Origin of the sequence: Acinetobacter sp. SwsAc2 (assembly GCF_013391465.1) — a bacterium.
GTDB lineage: Bacteria > Pseudomonadota > Gammaproteobacteria > Pseudomonadales > Moraxellaceae > Acinetobacter > Acinetobacter johnsonii.
Genome location: NZ_JACBEZ010000001.1, coordinates 24,984 through 45,219, shown reverse-complemented (window position 1 = coordinate 45,219; position 20,236 = coordinate 24,984). Strand labels below are relative to the sequence as shown.

At 43.2% G+C, this 20,236-nt stretch carries 21 protein-coding genes and 1 pseudogene; 15 read left to right on the top strand and 7 right to left on the bottom strand.

Going from position 1 to position 20,236, the window contains the following annotated elements:
• Positions 1-365: 365 nt before the first annotated feature.
• On the bottom strand, positions 366-1,586 hold the full coding sequence (gene serB / locus HYI04_RS00210) for a phosphoserine phosphatase SerB (RefSeq protein ID WP_178895731.1): 1,221 nt from the start codon (positions 1,584-1,586) through the stop codon (positions 366-368).
• Positions 1,587-1,663: 77 nt separating this feature from the next.
• Here serB and HYI04_RS00205 point away from each other — a divergent pair, with 77 nt between their 5' ends.
• Complete coding sequence (locus tag HYI04_RS00205; protein WP_078425126.1) at positions 1,664-2,917, top strand: hypothetical protein; 1,254 nt, start codon at positions 1,664-1,666, stop codon at positions 2,915-2,917.
• Between the two features lie 54 nt (positions 2,918-2,971).
• Here the strand turns inward: HYI04_RS00205 and ppk1 are convergent, their stop codons facing one another.
• The 3 genes and pseudogenes from ppk1 to pncA form a co-directional block, all read right to left on the bottom strand.
• Positions 2,972-5,035, bottom strand: coding sequence for a polyphosphate kinase 1 (gene ppk1 / locus HYI04_RS00200; RefSeq protein WP_178895730.1), 2,064 nt, complete (start codon positions 5,033-5,035; stop codon positions 2,972-2,974).
• A 145-nt stretch (positions 5,036-5,180) separates the two neighbouring features.
• Positions 5,181-6,154: pseudogene (locus tag HYI04_RS00195) on the bottom strand (bile acid:sodium symporter family protein).
• A 70-nt stretch (positions 6,155-6,224) separates the two neighbouring features.
• Complete coding sequence (pncA, locus tag HYI04_RS00190) at positions 6,225-6,863, bottom strand: bifunctional nicotinamidase/pyrazinamidase (RefSeq protein WP_178895729.1); 639 nt, start codon at positions 6,861-6,863, stop codon at positions 6,225-6,227.
• 599 nt (positions 6,864-7,462) lie between these two features.
• Here pncA and dapA point away from each other — a divergent pair.
• From dapA to HYI04_RS00155, 7 genes are all read left to right on the top strand, one after another.
• Positions 7,463-8,362 carry a 4-hydroxy-tetrahydrodipicolinate synthase gene (gene dapA / locus HYI04_RS00185; protein ID WP_039890664.1) on the top strand — a complete coding sequence of 300 codons (900 nt, stop codon included), beginning with the start codon at positions 7,463-7,465 and terminating at the stop codon, positions 8,360-8,362.
• A 13-nt stretch (positions 8,363-8,375) separates the two neighbouring features.
• Positions 8,376-8,984, top strand: a complete 609-nt coding sequence (locus HYI04_RS00180) for a lipoprotein-34 precursor (NlpB) (protein WP_178895728.1) — start codon at positions 8,376-8,378, stop codon at positions 8,982-8,984.
• 36 nt (positions 8,985-9,020) lie between these two features.
• Positions 9,021-9,740 (top strand): phosphoribosylaminoimidazolesuccinocarboxamide synthase, encoded by a 720-nt coding sequence (purC, locus tag HYI04_RS00175; protein ID WP_004691818.1) that lies wholly within the window; start codon positions 9,021-9,023, stop codon positions 9,738-9,740.
• A 433-nt stretch (positions 9,741-10,173) separates the two neighbouring features.
• The gene (locus HYI04_RS00170; RefSeq protein WP_058870557.1) at positions 10,174-10,959 is read left to right on the top strand and encodes an ABC transporter substrate-binding protein; all 786 of its coding nucleotides are present in this window, start codon (positions 10,174-10,176) and stop codon (positions 10,957-10,959) included.
• 84 nt (positions 10,960-11,043) lie between these two features.
• On the top strand, positions 11,044-11,733 hold the full coding sequence (locus tag HYI04_RS00165) for an ABC transporter permease (protein ID WP_178895727.1): 690 nt from the start codon (positions 11,044-11,046) through the stop codon (positions 11,731-11,733).
• Positions 11,730-12,443 carry an ABC transporter permease gene (locus tag HYI04_RS00160; protein ID WP_004691821.1) on the top strand — a complete coding sequence of 238 codons (714 nt, stop codon included), beginning with the start codon at positions 11,730-11,732 and terminating at the stop codon, positions 12,441-12,443. The genes HYI04_RS00165 and HYI04_RS00160 overlap by 4 nt, the downstream gene beginning before the upstream one ends.
• An 8-nt stretch (positions 12,444-12,451) precedes the next feature.
• Positions 12,452-13,228 (top strand): ABC transporter ATP-binding protein, encoded by a 777-nt coding sequence (locus tag HYI04_RS00155; RefSeq protein WP_178895726.1) that lies wholly within the window; start codon positions 12,452-12,454, stop codon positions 13,226-13,228.
• A gap of 159 nt (positions 13,229-13,387) precedes the next feature.
• On the opposite strand, the gene HYI04_RS00150 is transcribed toward HYI04_RS00155, so the two are convergent.
• Positions 13,388-13,846 (bottom strand): Lrp/AsnC family transcriptional regulator, encoded by a 459-nt coding sequence (locus HYI04_RS00150; RefSeq protein WP_062032084.1) that lies wholly within the window; start codon positions 13,844-13,846, stop codon positions 13,388-13,390.
• A gap of 95 nt (positions 13,847-13,941) precedes the next feature.
• Here HYI04_RS00150 and HYI04_RS00145 point away from each other — a divergent pair, with 95 nt between their 5' ends.
• Positions 13,942-14,562, top strand: a complete 621-nt coding sequence (locus tag HYI04_RS00145) for a LysE family translocator (protein ID WP_178895725.1) — start codon at positions 13,942-13,944, stop codon at positions 14,560-14,562.
• A gap of 96 nt (positions 14,563-14,658) precedes the next feature.
• Here HYI04_RS00145 and HYI04_RS00140 read toward each other — a convergent pair whose 3' ends face one another.
• Entirely contained in the window at positions 14,659-15,936 is a 1,278-nt protein-coding gene (locus HYI04_RS00140; RefSeq protein WP_178895724.1) for a replication-associated recombination protein A, read from the bottom strand.
• A 99-nt stretch (positions 15,937-16,035) separates the two neighbouring features.
• Positions 16,036-16,488 carry a YcgN family cysteine cluster protein gene (locus HYI04_RS00135; RefSeq protein ID WP_178895723.1) on the bottom strand — a complete coding sequence of 151 codons (453 nt, stop codon included), beginning with the start codon at positions 16,486-16,488 and terminating at the stop codon, positions 16,036-16,038.
• 202 nt (positions 16,489-16,690) lie between these two features.
• Between HYI04_RS00135 and HYI04_RS00130 the strand changes: the two genes are divergently transcribed.
• From HYI04_RS00130 to HYI04_RS00105, 6 genes are all read left to right on the top strand, one after another.
• Positions 16,691-16,849, top strand: a complete 159-nt coding sequence (locus HYI04_RS00130) for a DUF1328 domain-containing protein (RefSeq protein ID WP_004647174.1) — start codon at positions 16,691-16,693, stop codon at positions 16,847-16,849.
• A gap of 167 nt (positions 16,850-17,016) precedes the next feature.
• Positions 17,017-17,757, top strand: coding sequence for a dienelactone hydrolase family protein (locus tag HYI04_RS00125; RefSeq protein WP_178895722.1), 741 nt, complete (start codon positions 17,017-17,019; stop codon positions 17,755-17,757).
• A 74-nt stretch (positions 17,758-17,831) separates the two neighbouring features.
• Positions 17,832-18,194 (top strand): HIT family protein, encoded by a 363-nt coding sequence (locus HYI04_RS00120; RefSeq protein WP_114837612.1) that lies wholly within the window; start codon positions 17,832-17,834, stop codon positions 18,192-18,194.
• Positions 18,195-18,302: 108 nt separating this feature from the next.
• On the top strand, positions 18,303-19,337 hold the full coding sequence (gene mutY / locus HYI04_RS00115) for an A/G-specific adenine glycosylase (RefSeq protein ID WP_178895721.1): 1,035 nt from the start codon (positions 18,303-18,305) through the stop codon (positions 19,335-19,337).
• Between the two features lie 84 nt (positions 19,338-19,421).
• The gene (locus tag HYI04_RS00110) at positions 19,422-19,964 is read left to right on the top strand and encodes a M23 family metallopeptidase (RefSeq protein WP_178895795.1); all 543 of its coding nucleotides are present in this window, start codon (positions 19,422-19,424) and stop codon (positions 19,962-19,964) included.
• Positions 19,965-19,979: 15 nt separating this feature from the next.
• On the top strand, positions 19,980-20,225 hold the full coding sequence (locus HYI04_RS00105; RefSeq protein ID WP_178895720.1) for a hypothetical protein: 246 nt from the start codon (positions 19,980-19,982) through the stop codon (positions 20,223-20,225).
• Positions 20,226-20,236 lie beyond the last annotated feature (11 nt).

Sequence of the window (20,236 nt, the reverse complement as noted above, 5' to 3'; positions counted from 1 at the left end):
TGAACCCATCCCCGATACCGTTTAAAATTAATGGATTGTGTAGCTTTCAAACTCTATGTATGCATTATGAGCAGTTTTGAAAAGAAAAAAAGGCTTGTATTTTTAGAATGCGACATACCTTGTCGCCATATTATATTGTCATTACATTTTTTTAGATTTGAACTTTTCCAAAACAAAGACGCGCTCAGTCTTGGCGTGTCATTACAAAATAAAACCCGTATTTTCAGCGCTTAAAAATATTTTTTCCAATTCTGTTGATCGTTGTTTTTATCGACATTTTTCACTGACCGCTCATCATTTTTCGCTTAAATTTGCAACAAAAAAACGCAGCTCAAAGGCTGCGTTTTTAATAACACAGAGATGCTTTAAGCACGATTTAAGTCTTTATCGTGCACACCCAATAAATACAACACCCCATCTAAGCCGACACTTGAAATGGCTTGATTAGCGTTTTGTCTCACCAGCGGTTTCGCACGGAAAGCTACACCTAGGCCAGCAATCGACAACATCGGTAAATCGTTCGCACCATCTCCTACTGCAATCGCCTGCTCAAGAGAAATGCCCATCTTATCGGCTAACTCACGTAATAATAATGCCTTACGTGCACCATCGACAATGTGACCTTTAACTTCGCCCGTCACCAACCCATTGTCAACGTCTAGGACATTGGCATGAACTTCGTCAATACCAAGTTTGGCTTGTAGATACTCTGCAAAGTACTGAAAACCACCCGACAAGATAGCCGTGCGGTAGCCTAATGCTTTTAAAGTTGAAATTAAGCGTTCAGCACCTTCTGTAACGGTCAGACGTTCTGCAATTTTAGGTAGGACAGAGGCATCCATCCCTTTGAGCAGTGCGACACGTGCACGGAAGCTTTGCTGGAAATCTAGCTCACCCTGCATTGCACGTTCGGTGATTTCAGCGACTTGTGCGCCGACACCCGCTTCAATCGCCAACTCATCAATCACTTCTTGCTCGATTAAAGTCGAGTCCATGTCAAAACACACCAAACGGCGGTTACGACGGTAGGCATTGTCTTCTTGTACCGCTACATCGACATTCAGTTCATGTGACAAACGTAAACAAGCTGCACGCATGGCTGCGGCATCCAGCATTTGACCACTTAAACCGAATTGAACACAGGCGCGTTTCGGCCCATCGACTTCGCCATTTAAGACTGGACGACCAGACAGACGGGTCACGGTTTCGATGTTGAAACCTTGGTTGGACACAATATTTGTAACTGCTTGTAAGTGAGACGCTTCAAGCTCTGGCGCCAAAGCCGTGACGATATAACGCGTCCGTCCACCTTCACTCACCCACTGGTCATATTCAGTTGTAGTGATTGGTTTAAAACGTACAGTTAAACCAATTTCATGTGCTAAAATCAGAATTTCCTTCATGGCCAAAGCTGTTGCAGTTTGGTCATCTGAAGAAATAACAATACCTAAGGTCAATTGGTTATGAATAACTGCTTGTCCGACATCTAAAATTTGTAATGAATGAGTGGACAATACCTGCATTAATCGAGTGAACTGATTAGGTTGGTCTGGTCCTAAAAATGAAATAAGAATGATTTCTCGCATGAATTGACTCGGGTCTGAGCTACGACTATTGTTAGAATCATAATCGAAATTGAATATATTTTCTTTGGAAGTTTACGTTGAATGCGCCTAGACAAGGGCTATTTGCTAGCCTATTAATTGTAAGTTTTGCTTTACATACCTTTTTATTGGTATTGGCAACGACTCATCAACTGAATGAAAACCGTGCCAACCAAGGCCAACTGATGACCTCTCAATTGGTCACAGACAGTCTTGCAGAGCTGGAGCCTGCCAACACGGTTTCCCTTGCGCTTTTGGTGGATCGCTATGCGACCAACCCAAGCGTAGCTTCCATTCGTATTTTGGATGCCAACAATCAAGTCTTGGCGACAGGTGGCCAAGTTCGAACACGTGATGGCGAAGTGTTTGTCCGTGATGCGCTGCAAAATGAAAAGAAAGTGGGTAGCATTGAAATCACGCTCATTAAACCAAGTATGGGTGAGATTTTACGTACTCAGTGGTTAGCGATTTTATTGTCCTTAGCGATTCATGGTTTACTGTGGTTAGCTTATCGCGCCATTGCGCGCCCAAGCCGTACCGAATATTTGGCACGGATCAATAATGAATCCCGCTTAAAACATGAAATTCAAGTTTTAACCCAAACGCTTGAACAGGAAAAACATCATACGGCGGTCGCGATTGCTCAAGCACAACAACAAATCAAAACCAGTGCGAAACCTAAAGAACAAAAACCCGTGATCGTGGATAATCATTCGGTTGCGCTCAATATTCAATTTTATGACCCGAAACAGTTGATGGACTCGGTGAATACAACCGTGTCTATTCCATACTTTAATTTGTGTCAGATTTTCCTCAATAAAAGCACAGAACTTTGTTTAAAACACTACAAACTCAACAGCTCGGACATCACTACAGTTCAATCCTTTAATGAGCATGGTGCCACCCTCAGCATGTCGACAGACACACCTAATGCAGTGCCATGTTTAATGATGGTCAGCAGTGTATTCCAACTGCTTTCTGAGGTTTTGTATAAACGTTACCGCGAAGAAAAGCGCTTTGTTTTGCAAACACGTTGTGGCATTTCAACTGCAGTCGATGCAATGCAACTGTCTGCGAATCAAGCTGCTGAGCGTTTGGTCCAACAGTTGTCTGCCAAAGAAAGTGCCGTACATTTAAGTAACGAATTATTGAAAGACATCTCTGAAAGTTACCAATTGGTAAATTTACCTAATCCAACCAATGTCTTGACCCGTCATGCCTTTATGGTCAATGGCATGGGTGCGGAGTCTGCAGAGTTGGCGCAAAGCTTAAGAACGGAAATTTTAAAAGCAAAACAATCTAAAGCCTCTTAATTAGGTTCAATCATAAAAAAGCCTGACGCATGTCAGGCTTTTTTATGACAACTGTTAAATTTTAAGTTGTTTCTGCGCAATCAAATGTTGCTGCGCACTATACCTTTGCTCTGGATCGGTACAAGCTACTTTAAGCCAATGACCATCAGCTTGTAGCTCCCAAGCATTCAAACAATCATTTAAGTAACTGATTAATCCGTCTTTATAAATCTGCTTTTTCAAAGCGCGATCTAATATTGGAAAGCAGGTTTCCACCCTCGAAAATAAATTACGCCCCATCCAGTCTGCGCTGGCACAGTACAGCTTTTTCTCACCGCCATGCTCAAAACAATACACGCGGGTATGTTCCAAAAAACGGCCCACAATCGAACGCACTCGGATATTCTCAGACATGCCTTGGACCTGTGGAATCAAACAGCAGATCGAACGGATAATCAGATCGACCTGAACCCCCGCTTGAGACGCACGATACAGTGCAGCAATTAACTGAGGTTCCGTTAAGGCATTGACTTTAATGATGATACGCGCCTTTTGACCGGCTTGTGCAAACTGAATTTCTTGCTCAATCAGTTTTAACAGTTCACTGTGTAACGTAAAAGGCGCATGTAACAACGCCTTCAATTTGGCCATTTTGCCCATTCCCGTCAGCTCTTGGAACATACGGTGTACATCTTCACAAATATCAGGTTGTGTAGTCATCAGGCCATAATCGGTATACATACGGGCATTGCCCGCATGATAATTGCCTGTGCCCAGATGGGCATAGCGGATCAACTGGGCATTTTCACGGCGTACAATCAAAATCATTTTGGCATGGGTTTTATAACCGACAATGCCATACACCACCACCGCCCCAGCTTCTTGCAAAATATTGGCCACGGTAATGTTCGACTCTTCATCAAAACGCGCACGCAACTCAATCACGGCTGTGACTTCCTTGCCATTTCGTGCTGCTTCTGCCAAGACCTGTACAATTTCAGAGTCAGGCCCACTGCGGTAGAGCGTTTGTTTAATCGCCAGCACATTTGGGTCTTTCGCTGCTTCTTTTAATAAACCAATCACAGGCTGAAAAGAATCAAAAGGATGATGCAACAACACATCCTGTACTTTTAAGGTATCAAAGGTACTTTTTTGCTTACGCAAAACTTTGGGAATGACTGGAATAAAAACTGGATGCTTTAATTCAGGTCGGTCACAACTGGTGCTGAGGCGTGAAAGATTGATTGGCCCATCAATGCGATAAAGCTCCTGCTCAGTTAAATCAAACTCCTTGAGCAAATAATCAATCACCGCTTCGGGACAGTCATCCTCGATTTCTAAACGCACCGCGCGACCAAAACGGCGTGACGACAACTCATCTTTCAGTGCCACCGCCAAATCATCAACATCTTCCGACAATATCAGATCTGCATTACGCGTCACACGAAAAGCATAACAACCCGTGGCTTTCATCCCTGGAAACAGATCGCTGATGTGCTGCTGAATCATTGCGGTTAAAAAAATCTGCGTGTCAGTATTGCCTGCCACGTTTTTCGGCATCTGAATTAAACGCGGTAATGAGCGCGGCGCTGGGACAATCGCCATCTCAATGCTTCGTCCAAAAGCATCTTTACCTTGTAAACTCACAATGAAATTCAGGCTTTTATTCACGAGGCGAGGAAAAGGGTGTGACGGATCTAAGCTGATTGGGGTCAAAACGGGTTGAATTTCTTTGGCAAAATATTCTGCAATCCACGCTTTATGTTTTTCTAAAATGTCTTGGAACTGGATGAACTGAATACCTTGCGCTTGTAACTCAGGCAAAATCGAATGATTTAACACTTCAAACTGTTTTTTGACGGCACGATGAATGGATTGGGACAGATCTTCTAATATCACTTCAGTGGGAACAGCATCAGGGGTTCGTGCTATCACATTCATATCGCGTTGTTTCATCAAGCCTGCAATACGAATTTCAAAAAACTCATCTAAATTACGTGAAAAAATAATTAAAAAAGTTAAGCGCTCCAGCACAGGCAAACTCGGATCTAATGCTTGTGCTAAAACCCGCTGATGAAACTCAAATAACGATAGCTCTCGGTTAAAATACGTCGCCGATGAATGCTGAAAATTATCCATACCCTCTCAATGCTGTTTGCAACAGTCTGTTATGAAGTGTTTGGCAGGGATGTTAGGTAGTCTTTATGACAGTTTAGTTACAACCTTATGCCAAATAGAAAATTCATCCTGACTTTATGCTTAAAGCTGCAACAGCGTACAGTATTCAAACCGACATATGTTCCTTTTCACTTTTTTCCTTGGCTGTGGCGTCTGCTTTCGAGGCCCAATAACTGGCTAAAATTGGCCCTGAAATGTTATGCCACAAACTAAAGATCGCACTGGGTACCGCCGTAATTGGCGAAGCAGCAAAATGCACGGCAGCCAAAGCCACGCCTAGTCCTGAGTTTTGCATACCGACCTCAATCGAAACCGCTTTACAGTCGGTATGTGGCAAGTGAAACATCCGTGCTGCTGCAAAGCCAAGTAAATAACCAATCGCGTTATGTAATGCCACCACAGCTAAAATCAATAAGCCTGATTCTAAAATTTGTGCTTTTGAGCCGCCAATAATAGCCGCCACAATCAGCACAATCGCCACTACAGAAATTAAGGGCATCACCGAATATAGCTTTCAACTTTCTGTTTCAGCACGGCACGTACCACCAGCCCTAAAATAATCGGGAACAGCACCACCTGCAAAATTGAACTCAGCATCGACCATGCATTAATTTCAATCCATTGGCTGGCCAACAGATAGAAAATCGCGGGAGTCAACACAGGCGCCAATAAGGTCGATACCGTGGTACATGCGACAGACAAAGCCGTATTGCCTTTCGCCATATAAGTAATCACATTAGATGCTGTGCCACCCGGACAGCAACCCACCAAAATCACCCCGATCGCAATTTCAGTCGGCAAGCGAAATAATAAGCACAGCAGATAAGCCACGCTTGGCATCACCACAAACTGAGCCGCTACCCCAATTGCAACCGCTTTAGGACTTTGCATCACCCCTTTAAAATCTTCCAGTGTCATGGTCATGCCCATACCAAACATGATCAGCCCTAACATCCACGTGATATAAGCCTTCATCCAGACAAAAGTTTCAGGGCTTAGGAGCGCAATGCCTGCAAATAACACCACCCACAGGGCAAAGGTTTTTTGAATCCAAGCGGTAAATTTTAAAAAAGTGCCCATGACCTTTCCCTACTGCATGTGTTTATAATGTCGATATTGGTAATTGAGGTGAACCGATTGGTTCGGCGCATCAGTTCACGGCATATTGATGCACAATATCTTTGCAATACAGACGTTTCACACCATGGGCTAGCATTTCTTGCCATGCATGTTGTAAAGAGCCGTGTAAATCAATGCCTTTGGTGGCATCGGCAATCACATAAGTTTGAAAACCGAGTTTACAGGCATCTATTGCCGTCCATGCCACACAAAAGTCAGTTGCAATCCCAACAATAAACACGGTATCAATCCCACGCTCTCTTAAATAGCCTGCGAGTCCCGTCTGGGTTTTGTGATCCGCTTCTAAAAAAGCAGAATAACTATCAATGTGAGTATGACATCCTTTACGAATGATCAACTGCGCTTTGGCAAGGTCGAGATCAGGATGCAGTTCAGCATCTTGTGTGCCTTGTACACAGTGACGTGGCCAGAGCACTTGTGTGCCGTAGTCTAATTCAATCGTTTGAAAGGCTTGTTGATCGGGGTGATTGTCTGCAAAAGAAATATGATTTTCGGGATGCCAATCTTGGGTGAGTATAATAGTGTCAAAATAATCAGCCAACTGATTAATTTTAGGAATAATTTGATCTGATCCTGCTACCGCTAAATTTCCACCAGGCGTAAAACCATTTTGTACATCCACCACAATCAATGCCATATTCTTCTGCATTCTTCTCTGTCCTTTTAGTTCTGCGCTCGAAGGCCAAGCATAGCTTAATTTATAAAACAGTATTCATCCTCGCGGGTCAAAATTAAATGACCGCAGCCTTGAGTGCAATGGGTATTGTGGCAAATTGAAGCGAAGATAGAATATAGAACAAAATACTGGACATTGATCTATAACGTTAAAAGGACGATGTCACACATACTTAGAGAACTCGTATAATCATGCAAAATCCTGACGTTTATAGAAGCTTATAACCCAATATTCAATTTGATCGGCTTCTAATGCTCGATTGAGATGAAGAGATTCTTTCTTTAAATACCTCAATCCACGGCCATAGGTTATGCAAAATGCCCTTTTCAGATGCAAAATGAAAAGCATTTCTTTGTCTACCATTTGAACAAGCTGTATTTTTGTAGCGAAAGATAAAGTTTTTATACACTTTGACTAAAGCATATTGTTCTTCATGTTGTGTTCGTTCATAATTTGCATAAGCATTATTCAATGCATCAGCGCTTTGAAAATGCTATAAATTAAAATACGCACCCATCCAATCTTATGTTTTTCTGGCCTAACTGGATGGACAAATAGGATATTTTTTTAAAATGACTCAGCAAGCACAGACCATCCAAGGCTCAATTGTCGCAATCGTCACCCCTATGTTTGAAGATGGCAGCGTAGATTGGAAGGGTCTAGAGAAGCTCGTTGAGTGGCACATCGCACAAGGCACAAATAGCATTGTTGCTGTCGGTACAACGGGTGAAGCGTCTACTCTAAGCATGAAAGAGCATACACAAGTGATTAAAGAAATCATTCGTGTCGCCAACAAACGTATCCCGATTATTGCGGGGACTGGCGCGAATTCAACGCGTGAAGCCATCGAGTTGACGAAAGAAGCCAAAGAACTCGGTGCAGATGCTGCTCTTCTGGTTACCCCTTATTATAATAAACCGACTCAAGAAGGCTTATATCAACACTATAAAGCTATTGCTGAAGCTGTTGATCTTCCTCAAATTCTGTATAACGTACCTGGTCGTACAGGTGTCGATATGGCGAATGAAACGGTCATTCGTTTGGCCGATATTCCTCAAATTGTGGGCATTAAAGATGCCACAGGTGATGTCCCTCGTGGCCAAGCACTGCTCGAAGGCCTTGCTGGCAAAGCGATGACCGTCTATTCAGGTGATGATGCAACGGCTTATCAACTGATTCTGTCGGGAGCAAAAGGTAATATTTCTGTGACTGCGAACGTTGCCCCAAAAGAAATGAGCGATGTTTGTGCGGCAGCACTGGCAGGCGAAGCTGAACAAGCTGAAAACCTAAATACCCAAGTTGCAAATTTACACGAAATTCTATTTTGCGAATCAAACCCAATTCCTGTGAAATGGGCACTTCATGAAATGGAGTTAATCGAAACGGGTATTCGTTTACCATTAACACCACTTGCAGAACAATATCGCACACCGCTCCGTGAAGCACTCACAACAGCGGGTGTCATTAAATAAAGAGCACATCAATATGCAATTAAGTTTAGGTCTTACTCTCGCACTTTCAGTTGTCAGTTTAGCGGGTTGTAGTTCCCTTGCAGTCAATAACGGTAGTTTGGACTATAAAGAAACAGCAACCTTAGAACCTCTTAAGTACCCTGAAGGCTCTATGGTTCGACCTGCAACGCCGTTGTATCCAGCTCCAACGGTTGAAGCGCTCGCTCTTGAACATGCACCTGTACTTGAAAATAAGCGCGGAAACCGTTTTGCAATGCCGCGCCCTCAAGCTGCTCAAGTCATGTCGAATGCAGAATCAACGGAAACAGTTGATACAGCTGTGAGCCGCCCTCAATTGATTATTGACGGAAATAAGAATCCGCTGCTCAAAATTGAGGGAAATTCTGCTACAATTTGGCAATATACGCTTGCCACCCTCAGCAGCCTCAACCATCAAATTGTTGGTCAAAGCAAAAATGGTTATGAAGCAACCATTAAAATCGATCAACAGGTCTATGTGTTAAGACTAACCGCGGTCGGCAGCAGCAATAACCTCGCTGTGTTCAATGCCGATAACAGTTTTGCAGCGCCTGAAAAAGCCACAGAATTGTTAACCCAGATTTACCAAAATTGGCCAGCCTAGTCGTACTAGGCATTTTTTTTTGAAAAAGGTTCCCTCATGTTAAAACAAACCTTGCTCTATACTGGTAAAGCGAAATCTGTCTATGAAACAGACAGTGCAGACCACCTGATTTTAGTCTTTCGTGATGATGCTTCGGCATTCAATGGTGAAAAGATCGAACAACTAGATCGTAAAGGTAAGGTGAACAACCGTTTTAACGCCTTTATCATGGATAAATTGGCTGCGGCTGGCATTGAGACTCACTTTGAAAAACTTCTTTCTCCAACTGAAGTTCTAGTGAAAAAACTCAGCATGATCCCTGTTGAATGTGTAATTCGTAATTATGCAGCAGGTTCTTTATGCCGTCGCTTAGGTGTAGAAGAAGGTAAGGAATTAACCCCGCCGACTTTTGAATTATTTTTCAAAGATGATGCGCTTGGTGACCCAATGGTCAATGAGTCTCAAGCAATTGCTTTAGGTTGGGCAACTGCCGAGCAACTTGAGCAAATGAAAGTCCTCACTTACCAAGTAAACGAAGTGCTTAAAAACTTATTTGACCAAGGTGGCATGCTACTTGTGGACTTCAAACTTGAGTTTGGTGTATTCCACGACCGAATTGTTCTTGGTGATGAGTTCTCTCCAGACGGTTGTCGTCTATGGGACAAAGAAACCAAGAAAAAGCTCGACAAAGACCGTTTCCGCCAAGGTTTAGGCGGTGTGGTTGAAGCTTATGAAGAAGTTGCTGCACGTTTAGGTATCGACCTTTCTGATATCTAATCAATTACAGATTCAAGAAAACCGAGCCTAAACGCTCGGTTTTTTTGTTTTCAGCTCCATAGCTATTACAGTACTTCAGTTTATTTGTGAGCTATTCAACACTGAAAAATAGTCTTGTAAAACACTGAGCCACTGTTAAAAAATCAACAATCCTGTACGTCATAGCGCACAAGACTTCAGGTATATTTCAGCTATGTCTCAACTTCATTTTTTAATATGATAAAAACATATGAACAGGACGTTCTCAGATAAAAATTATTCCAACCGAAAAAATACCCTTATTTCCTCATCTCTCATGGCGACAAGATCCATCGATCTCCTAAGAGCCGAAAGCTGGTATAGATGTTGCTTTTATTCAAAAGTACTCAGTAGGGTAAGTTCTATCTTCGTCTTATTTCCTAGATTTGATTTTTTATGGATGGCTATATTTAAAATGAAAAACTGGCAAAAAAAATTACTACTTTCCACTACATTCGTAGCCGTAGCACTAAGCAGTACTGTCCAAGCAAAAGAATGGAAAACCATTCGTTTTGGCACAGAATCTGCGTATGCACCTTTTGAATATAAAACACCAGACAATAAGCTGGTCGGTTTTGACATCGACTTAGGCAATGCCATTTGTGCCAAATTAAAAGCCAAATGTGTCTGGGTAGAAAATTCCTTTGATGGGATGATTCCTGCGCTCAAAGCGAAGAAATTCGACGGTATTCTGTCTTCAATGACGGTCACTACGGATCGCGCAAAACAAATCGCATTTAGTAATAAAATTTACAACACGCCTACCCGTATGGTTGCAAAGAAAGGTTCTCCTTTACTCCCTACACCAACCTCTTTAAAAGGCAAACGTGTGGGTGTACAACAAGGCACCATTCAAGAAGGCTATGCAAAAGCCTATTGGGCACCTAAGGGTGTGAATGTGGTTCCTTATCCAAACCAAGACGTGCTTTACCAAGACATGGTTTCGGGGCGCCTAGATGCAACATTACAAGATGCGATTATGGTCGATGCTGGTTTCCTAAAATCGGCGAAAGGCAAAGGCTTTGCTTTTGCAGGCAATAATGTGGTCGATGCCAAAACACTCGGTGTAGGGGCTGCAATCGGCTTACGTAAAGAAGATGTCGATCTTAAAAAGAATATTGATAAAGCGTTAGCTGAAATTATTGCCGACGGTACCTATAAGAAACTCGAGAAAAAATACTTCTCCTTCAGCATTTATTAATTTATAGAGTGTCGGTTCACCACCGACACTTTTTAGATACTGCTGATTTATAAAATTTTATATTTTTACTCGGAGAAACTGAGTATGTTTCTGTCTGGCTATGGTCCCGTATTACTCAGTGGCACTTGGATGACCATACAGCTTGCTTTGTTATCACTGCTACTTTCGATCATTATTGGATTGTTTGGGGCAAGTGCCAAACTCTCTCGTATTCAAATCTTACGTCATGTTGCAACCCTCTATACCACGCTCATTCGTAGTGTTCCTGATCTGGTGATCATGTTGTTGTTGTTCTATAGCCTGCAACTTGGATTGAACTCGATTACCGAATCGATCCATATGGAGCAAATTGACATCAATCCCTTTGTGGCAGGGGTGATTACTTTAGCCTTTATTTATGGGGCCTATTTTACGGAAACCTTCCGTGGCGCATTTCAAGCCGTCCCCAAAGGTCAACTTGAAGCTGCATATGCCTATGGCATGACCCCATTTCAAGTCTTCAGGCGTGTCCTCTTTCCACAAATGATGCGTTTTGCCTTACCAGGAATTGGCAATAACTGGCAAGTCCTGATTAAAGCCACTGCCTTGGTGTCCTTAATTGGTTTGACCGACATCGTCAAAATTACCCAAGATGCAGGTCGAAGCAGCATGCAAGTGTTCTATTTCAGTATTGTTGCAGCCATCATTTATCTGGCCATTACCACCCTTTCGAATTTGATTCTCATGTGGCTAGAACGTCGTTATTCTGCTGGTGTGAAAAAGGGACAACTATGATTGAAATTATTCAACAATACTGGCAGTCCTATCTGTGGACCGATGGTTTTCAAATGACTGGGGTCGCCATGACCGCATGGCTACTGGTCTTATCGATTGCGATTGGTTTTGTTCTGGCTGTGCCTTTGTCAATTGCTCGAGTTTCTGAGCATGCTTTTGTACGTGGACCTGTTTGGTTTTTTACTTATATTTTCCGTGGTACGCCCTTATATGTGCAGCTACTGATTATTTATACTGGGATTTATAGCCTTGAATTTGTCCATGCCCATGAACGGCTCGATGAGTTTTTTAGAGAGGGGCTTAATTGCACCATTTTAGCGTTTGCACTCAATACAGCAGCTTATACCACTGAAATTTTTGCAGGGGCCATACGTTCGATTCCCTACGGCGAAATTGAGGCAGCAAAAGCCTTTGGAATGTCGCCTTGGAAACGCTATACCCGTATTATTATTCCGTCGATGCTACGCCGAGCATTGCCGTTTTATGGCAATGAAGTCATTTTGATGCTGCATGCAACCACCATTGCCTTCACTGCAACCGTGCCTGATATTCTCAAAATTGCACGAGATGTCAATGCTGCCACTTATGCCACGTTTGATGCCTTTGGCATTGCCGCTGTGCTATATGCCTGTCTGGCATTTATCCTCATTTGGATCTTTCGTAAATTGGAACAACGCTGGCTGGCGTTTTTAAAGCCATCGAATCATTAGGAGAAACAATGGAACATTCAGCAAAACTGGTGATTCGAGACCTTTGTAAAAGTTTTGGCGATCATGAAGTCTTAAAAGGGGTTTCACTAGAGGCACATGCAGGTGATGTGATTAGCATTATTGGTTCCTCGGGTTCAGGTAAAAGCACCTTTCTTCGCTGCATCAATTTTCTAGAGCAACCAAGCCAAGGTAGCATTCAGCTCAATGGCGAACAGTTAGAGACCACTTTAGATAAAAATGGCGATCTTAAAGCCACAAACCCCAAACAACTGCAAAAAATGCGCACCCAACTGATGATGGTCTTTCAACATTTCAATCTATGGTCGCATATGACGGTATTAGAAAATATTATTGAAGGACCCATTCATGTCTTGGGACTAAAGCGGAGTGAGGCGGAAGAGCGTGCACGAAAATATTTAAGAAAAGTTGGGCTCGCAGAAAGTGTCGAAAAGAAATATCCGTCTTTTTTGTCAGGAGGACAACAACAGCGTGTCGCAATTGCCCGCGCCTTAGCAATGGAGCCGGAAGTGATGTTGTTTGATGAACCGACCAGTGCTCTAGATCCTGAACTGGTGGGTGAGGTGTTGAAAGTGATGCAAAGTTTGGCTGAAGAAGGCCGAACCATGATTGTGGTCACCCATGAAATGGGCTTCGCACGCCATGTGTCCAACCATGTCATTTTCTTAGATCAAGGCAAAGTTGAAGAACAAGGTGATCCAAAAGAAGTTTTGATTCACCCCAAAAGTGAACGCCTGCAACAGTTTTTAGAGGGTAACTTTAAATAATTGAATAGTCTTCAAGAGCTTGGTGCAGCAATGATTCAACACTCAATGCTTAGTTAAAAAGATAAAGCGCCTCGTTTGATATGATCCCTCGAAACTATATGCATTCAGATAAAAAACCGAGCCATTTCGCTCGGTTTTTTTACCTTTCCACCTAAGCTTTTATAGATTGGTGTATCGATTTTTAGTGGTATCCATCACCAAAAAACTGGTGATCGAGCTAATGGATGGAATCGTTCCTAAAACATCGGTATGAAACTTTTTATAAGACTTAATGTCTGCCACTTCAACCCTGAGCAAATACTCGACCGAGCCTGTAATGGTATGACATTCTGTGACTTCATCCGTTGCAGTGATCACATCCTCAAACTGACTCAAGCTTTCTTTTGAGTGACAAGACAGCCCAATGGTCACATAAACCGTTAAACCAACACCCAAAAGCGAACGGTCAATCACCGCTTTATAGCCTCGGATCACACCAATTCTTTCTAACTCTTGCACGCGTCGTAAACAGGCCGAAGGTGACAAACCCACGCGTTCTGCCAGTTTAATATTGGTTAAATGTGCATCGCGCTCAAGCTCACACAATATTTTTCGGTCTAATCGATCTAATTCAATCATTTATTGCATAAAACTCAGTATTAACGATCAATATACAACCAAATTGTGATAGATCAACAATAAAATGATAGTTATTTGATTACTCCACCCCCTTTATGAACGCTTCATTGTTTGTCTCTTATCTGCTGTTCTGTGTCGTAATGACCTGCACGCCTGGGCCCAATAATGCACTGGTCATGCTGTCTGGTGCACGATTTGGCATCAGTAAAACCCTACCTCTGGTTTTAGGCATTGCCTTTGGTGTGGCTGTGCAACTCTTCGCCATCGGCATCGGGTTAAATCAAGTGTTTCTGGCCCTGCCCCAGCTCCAATTTATTTTAAGTTTAATCGGCACGGCTTATATGCTGTGGCTCGCATGGAAAATCGCGTCCAGTGGGCCACTCAACATCGAATTAGAACAAAAACCATCGATGGGTTTTCTACAAGGGGCTCTTTTTCAGTGGGTCAATCCCAAAGCGTGGATTATCTCCATCAGCACCATTGCCACTTATTTTGCTTTAAACCCTCATGTCAGTGATATTCTTTATGCGGCCCTGATTTTAATGGTAGTTTCCATTCCATGTGTCGGGGTTTGGGCAGTCGGTGGTCTTTTCTTACGCCAATATCTGATGAAACTGCGCTTTGCCTTGAGCTTTAACATCACAATGGCAATCGCTTTATTAGCCGCTGTGTTACCTGCGGCATTAAAATTGATGAATACGCACATCGGAACATAAAACGCTACAGTGCTTAAAGAAAAAACTGCTCAATGAATGTGACTAAATCCTAAGCCTCAAAAAACAAAAGCCTGATTTTTTCATCAGGCTTTTTTATTACTGCTGCTGTTGCTGCTCTTGTTGCCAACGGCGTTGCTGTAAACGCTCACCCTCAACCTCACGCTTATTGCGTGCCGACTCATACAGTTTGCTCCCTTTGAGCTCAGGGGGTAAATATTCTTGCATCACAAAATGCTCTGGATAGTTGTGCGGATACAAGTAGTCGACGCCATAGCCCTGCTCTTTCATCAACTTGGTCGGAGCATTTCTTAAATGCAACGGCACAGGTAAATTCGCTGTTTTCTCAGCCAAATCCAAAGCTTTGTTGATCGCAAGATAAGTACTGTTACTTTTGGCACTGGTCGCCAAATACACCGCACACTGCCCAAGAATAATTCGACACTCTGGCATGCCCACCGCTTGAACAGAACGGAAGCATTCTCCAGCCAGCAGCAGTGCATTGGGGTTTGAGTTGCCAATGTCCTCAGAGGCTGCAATCAACATCCGACGGGCAATAAAAACAGGATCTTCACCGCCTTTGAGCATACGTGCCATCCAATACAAGGTGGCATCGGGATCACTCCCCCGAATCGACTTAATAAAAGCTGACACCAAATCATAGTGCTGCTCACCCGATTTGTCATAACGGGCGATATTTTGCTGTGCAACTTTGACCACCATTGCATTGGTCACGATATTTTCAACGTCAGGTTCGAAGGTGCCCGCAATCAGTTCAATTAAATTCAAGGCTTTGCGGGCATCACCTGCGGCAAACTGCACCAGTGCTTCAAATTCTTCAATTTGAATATAACGCTCTTTTAAAAATGGATCGTTCTTAATCGCTTGCAGTAATAAAGTTTGAATCGCATCGGCATCGAGCGCATTTAAGGTATAGACCTGACAACGCGACAACAACGCACTGTTGACTTCAAAAGAAGGATTTTCGGTGGTGGCACCAATGAGGGTAATTTTGCCTTTCTCCACAGCATTCAGTAAGGCATCTTGCTGTGATTTGTTAAAGCGATGAATTTCATCAATAAACACCACAGGTGGCATTAAATCTCCGCCATCAGCAATGATCTCACGGAGCTCTTTAACACCCGTATTGAGTGCAGATAAGCTGACAAATGGTCGGTCGATCGCTTGCGCCAGCAGTAAAGCAATCGTAGTTTTCCCCACGCCTGGCGGCCCCCAAAAAATAATCGATGGCAAATGCCCTTGATCGATCATTTGGCGGAGCGGTGCCTGCTCACCCAATAAGTGATCCTGCCCAATAATTTCAGATAAATCACGCGGGCGTAAACGTTCAGGCAGTGGAATATTGCTATCGGACATAGGGCTAGGACTTATCATGCGTTCATCGAATGCTTATGTTATGGCAAATTCAGGCAAATGACACAAGCTTTTCATGCAATTTGATTGTGCTTTTATCGACTAGCGAACCCAACGCACAATATAGTCTTCGATGTCATCATCCTGAATCTCTTCTTCAGAAATACAGCGTCCTGCCGCAGACTTTTTCGCTTTCAGAATACTTTGACGTGAGCCCGTGTTCAGATAATGCCATCTGGGCAAATTTTTACCTTCATGCAGACGACGGTAAGCACAGCTCGGTGGTAACCAATGAATCGTGTCTAAAAGTTCGGGCGTGAGCTGGATACAATCGGGCACATGCTGCTTTCGGTTCGGATAATCCCGACAACTGGCCGTTTGACAGTCCAGCAGTTTACAGGCCACTTTGGTATAGGCGACTTCTTGGCTTTCTTCATCTTCAAGTTTCACCAGACAGCACAGACCACAACCATCACATAACGCTTCCCACTCTGCTGAGCTTAGCTCAGTGAGCGTATAATGCTTCCAAAACTCTGGTCTTAATTCGTTGGACATAACCACTGCCAATAAAACTGAATGCACTATTATAACCTATAGTCACATGGCTTTCAGAGCTATCTAAAGTGTCAATATTTACATCATATTCATAAACTTAAAATACAAACAGAACACTTTTTAAACAAAAGCAACACAATGTGTCCGAACCTTGTTTCTATACTAATAGAGTAATAAATAAGAACATCTATGGAGAAAAATTATGTTTCGTTGGGCGATTATCTTCGCAGTGATTGCACTGATTGCAAGCTTACTTGGTTTTGGCGGCGTAGCAGGTTTATCCAAAGACTTTGCGATTATTTTATTGGTGATTGCTGTGATTCTTGCGATTGTCGGATTTTTATCCCGTGGCAAAGTCTAAAGTACGCGACTATTAATAAAAAAAAAGAAGGATTCAGATCCTTCTTTTTTTTATGTGTGCCTTTAAAAATAATTTCTCACACTTCTCATATACATTGGAATATTTTTCAAATCCTTGTAAAAGTTTTTATGCTTTAATCAGAGCAGATCATCTATCAGGATTTGAGCATGACAATCAGTATTCAAACTCGAGAAATTCAATATAACGCCGCCGATGGACAACGCTTAGTTGGTTATTTTGCAGCACCAAGCTCTCAAACACCGCATGCAGGTATCATCGTTGCACCCGAATGGTGGGGCCGAAATGAATATACTGAACAACGTGCTCGCGAACTGGCTGAACACGGTTATGCCGCACTGGCGATTGATATGTACGGCGACAAAAATGTCACCACAGATGCCAAACAAGCCTATGAATGGATGATGCAAACTTTTGCCGATGCAGACACCATCGTCAACCGTGCGCAAGCAGGTTTAGATACGCTTGCAGCCCAGCCTGAAGTGAATCCCACTCAACTGGCGGCGATTGGTTTTTGTTATGGCGGTAAAGTGGTTTTAGACTTAGCTCGCTCAGGTGCACCGCTTAAAGCAGTGGCGACTTTCCACGCCACATTGGCACCGAAAGCCCCTGCGGTCGAAGGTCAAATTCAGGGTGAAATTTTAGTTTTACATGGTGAGTTAGACAGCATGGTTACTTTGGATGATGTTGCCAGCTTCCGTGAAGAAATGCATGCGGCAAAAGTGGACCATGAAGTCATCATTTTTGAAAATGCGAAGCACGGTTTTAGCAATCCATTGGCCGATGAGCGTGCCAAAGCCAATGGCGTAGACTTGGGCTATAACCCAGAAGCAGAAAGACAAGGGCTAGATGCAATGTATGACTTGCTAGAACGCAATCTCAGTGCTTAACTAGAGCTGAGAATTCAACTATTTGATTTTTCAGATCCAACAGGATACATAATTAGATTTTAGAGGAGATAACAATGACTGAGACCCACTGCCAATATTGTAATTTTGATGAATATGACGTGCTTGATAAAAATGACTTTGGGGTAATTTTGCCCGAACCCAATGCATTGTCTAAAGGTCACTGTGTCATTATCCCTCTACGTCATGTGAGCTCATTTTTTGACATTACCGACAAAGAACGTAAAAGTTTAATGTCTTTGCTAGAACTGGCACGCAATGAACTCCAATTGCGTCATCAACCTTCAGGCTTTCATATTGGTTTTAATGATGGTGAAATATTTGGGAATGTGTCTGAACACTTACATATCCATATTATTCCACGCTACAAAGACCAAGAGCTAAAACTCGATGCACGTTGGGGCATGACGCAAGACTAAGTTTTTATGGTTTTAAATGGCGCGTAAGCGCCATTTTTTTTGCGCAAAAAATCAGGCTCAGAAAAGACATTCCGTTATACTAAGCCGAATTTTTTGCTTGTGCCTCAGATGTCTCCTTTCTCTTTTTCAGATGCGTTACTGACTTGGTTCGATGTTCATGGTCGACATGACCTGCCATGGCAAGTGGCCGATGATCCCTACAAAGTCTGGGTGTCTGAAATTATGCTGCAACAGACCCAAGTCAAAACAGTGCTGCAATACTTCGAGCGTTTTATCGAACGCTTCCCAACGGTTGCAGCTTTAGGGACAGCATCATGGGATGAGGTCGCACCTTACTGGGCGGGTCTGGGCTACTATGCCCGTGCACGTAATCTACATAAAGCCGCAGGGGTTGTGGCACGTCAGGGACACTTTCCTCAAACTTTAGAGGACTGGATTGAACTGCCAGGCATTGGTCCATCTACCGCAGGTGCACTGATGTCTTTGGGTTTACGTCAGTACGGCGTCATTATGGATGGCAACGTAAAACGCGTGCTCGCACGCTTTTTTGCCATTGAGGATGATCTAAGCAAACCTGTGCATGAACGCAGCATGTGGCAACTGGCCACTGAACTCTGTCCAACTGAACGTAACCACGACTATACCCAAGCCATCATGGATTTGGGGGCAACCGTCTGTACCCCTAAAAAACCGCTGTGTTTATATTGCCCAATGCAACAACACTGTAAGGCCCATGCGCAAGGGCTAGAAACTGAATTGCCTTTTAAAAAGCCCAAGAAAGCTGTACCTGTGAAGTCTGCCCAAATTTTGGTGCTGCGCCATCACAATCAATGGCTGTGGCAACAGCGTCCCAATAGTGGATTGTGGGGCGGTTTATGGTGTTTACCCATTTTTGAAAATCGTGATGAACTCACGCAACTGTGCCAAAGTCTAGGACTGAAACAAGTCTCGCAACGCGCTGAAATTTCGCATAGTTTCACCCATTTCACTTGGCAACTGGAAGCGCTTTGCTTTGAAGTCGATGCCGATCAACTCGAACATTTAAGTATAGAATTGGCCAGCACATGGCTAGACATACAAAACGTCACAGAAATGGGCATCCCAACTGCGATGAAAAAATTGATCTCGGCAATTCAACTGTGACATAGTTGGGTAATGCATTGGGTTCACCCTGACACTTTAAAATTAGATCACTGAAATAATAAAGGATTGTTCGTGCATTATTGTTTGCCTCGCCTTTCTGCGCTTGCCAGTTTAAGTTTTGTGATTCTGTTACTCGCAGCTTGCCGTACCACGCCGCCTGCGCCGAGTGGAAGCCAATTACCTGCCTCACAGGTCCAACAGCTGAAAAACATGCGTTTAGCTAAGCAGCTGCCTGTACCCGTTCAAGGCATTAAACGTCATGGACTCACAGATACTTGGGGAGCGTCTCGCAGTAGCGGACGGACGCATGAAGGCATCGACATTCTGGCTCCACGTGGAACAAAAGTTTTTTCTGCCACAGAAGGTCTCGTTGCAGACTTACGCAATAACAATTTGGGTGGTAAAGTGGTTTGGATTATGGGGCCAGCAGGCACTTGGCATTACTATGCTCATCTTGATGACCATAAACGCGGCTTAAGTGTCGGCGACTATGTCAAAAAAGGCGACCTGATCGGCTATGTCGGCAATACAGGCAATGCACGGCACACAGCCCCACATTTGCATTATGGACTTTATTTACAAGGTAAAGGCCGTGGTGCAGTAAATCCCTATCCTTATTTACGTTAACTTTAGGAATTTTTCATGTCAGAAGCGTTGATCAACCGTCTGGTCGAATTTGCTGAATCAGGCAATCAACAAAAAATCATTTTGGCTGGAGAAAACCACCAAGGTTGGATCATGGAAATTACCGAAGATGCGCTTTTAATCAGTACTGGATTTGCTGAAAAAACAGGAAAAGATGTTTGGATTAACTTTTCCGACCTCGAACACGCCCAATTGTTTTATTGGGACAATCAACACGACCAATGGGCACCTTTTACCCTATAAAAAGATCAGGA

Coding starts and splice junctions, on each gene's coding strand:
- HYI04_RS00160 (WP_004691821.1), top strand. CDS start 11,730: ATGATTGAAATTATTCAACAATACTGGCAGTCCTATCTGTGGACCGAT.
- HYI04_RS00150 (WP_062032084.1), bottom strand. CDS start 13,846: ATGATTGAATTAGATCGATTAGACCGAAAAATATTGTGTGAGCTTGAG.
- ppk1 (WP_178895730.1), bottom strand. CDS start 5,035: ATGGATAATTTTCAGCATTCATCGGCGACGTATTTTAACCGAGAGCTA.
- HYI04_RS00120 (WP_114837612.1), top strand. CDS start 17,832: ATGACTGAGACCCACTGCCAATATTGTAATTTTGATGAATATGACGTG.
- dapA (WP_039890664.1), top strand. CDS start 7,463: ATGACTCAGCAAGCACAGACCATCCAAGGCTCAATTGTCGCAATCGTC.
- pncA (WP_178895729.1), bottom strand. CDS start 6,863: ATGCAGAAGAATATGGCATTGATTGTGGTGGATGTACAAAATGGTTTT.
- HYI04_RS00170 (WP_058870557.1), top strand. CDS start 10,174: ATGAAAAACTGGCAAAAAAAATTACTACTTTCCACTACATTCGTAGCC.
- HYI04_RS00105 (WP_178895720.1), top strand. CDS start 19,980: ATGTCAGAAGCGTTGATCAACCGTCTGGTCGAATTTGCTGAATCAGGC.
- HYI04_RS00135 (WP_178895723.1), bottom strand. CDS start 16,488: ATGTCCAACGAATTAAGACCAGAGTTTTGGAAGCATTATACGCTCACT.
- HYI04_RS00130 (WP_004647174.1), top strand. CDS start 16,691: ATGTTTCGTTGGGCGATTATCTTCGCAGTGATTGCACTGATTGCAAGC.
- HYI04_RS00155 (WP_178895726.1), top strand. CDS start 12,452: ATGGAACATTCAGCAAAACTGGTGATTCGAGACCTTTGTAAAAGTTTT.
- mutY (WP_178895721.1), top strand. CDS start 18,303: ATGTCTCCTTTCTCTTTTTCAGATGCGTTACTGACTTGGTTCGATGTT.
- HYI04_RS00145 (WP_178895725.1), top strand. CDS start 13,942: ATGAACGCTTCATTGTTTGTCTCTTATCTGCTGTTCTGTGTCGTAATG.
- HYI04_RS00165 (WP_178895727.1), top strand. CDS start 11,044: ATGTTTCTGTCTGGCTATGGTCCCGTATTACTCAGTGGCACTTGGATG.
- serB (WP_178895731.1), bottom strand. CDS start 1,586: ATGCGAGAAATCATTCTTATTTCATTTTTAGGACCAGACCAACCTAAT.
- HYI04_RS00180 (WP_178895728.1), top strand. CDS start 8,376: ATGCAATTAAGTTTAGGTCTTACTCTCGCACTTTCAGTTGTCAGTTTA.
- purC (WP_004691818.1), top strand. CDS start 9,021: ATGTTAAAACAAACCTTGCTCTATACTGGTAAAGCGAAATCTGTCTAT.
- HYI04_RS00140 (WP_178895724.1), bottom strand. CDS start 15,936: ATGTCCGATAGCAATATTCCACTGCCTGAACGTTTACGCCCGCGTGAT.
- HYI04_RS00125 (WP_178895722.1), top strand. CDS start 17,017: ATGACAATCAGTATTCAAACTCGAGAAATTCAATATAACGCCGCCGAT.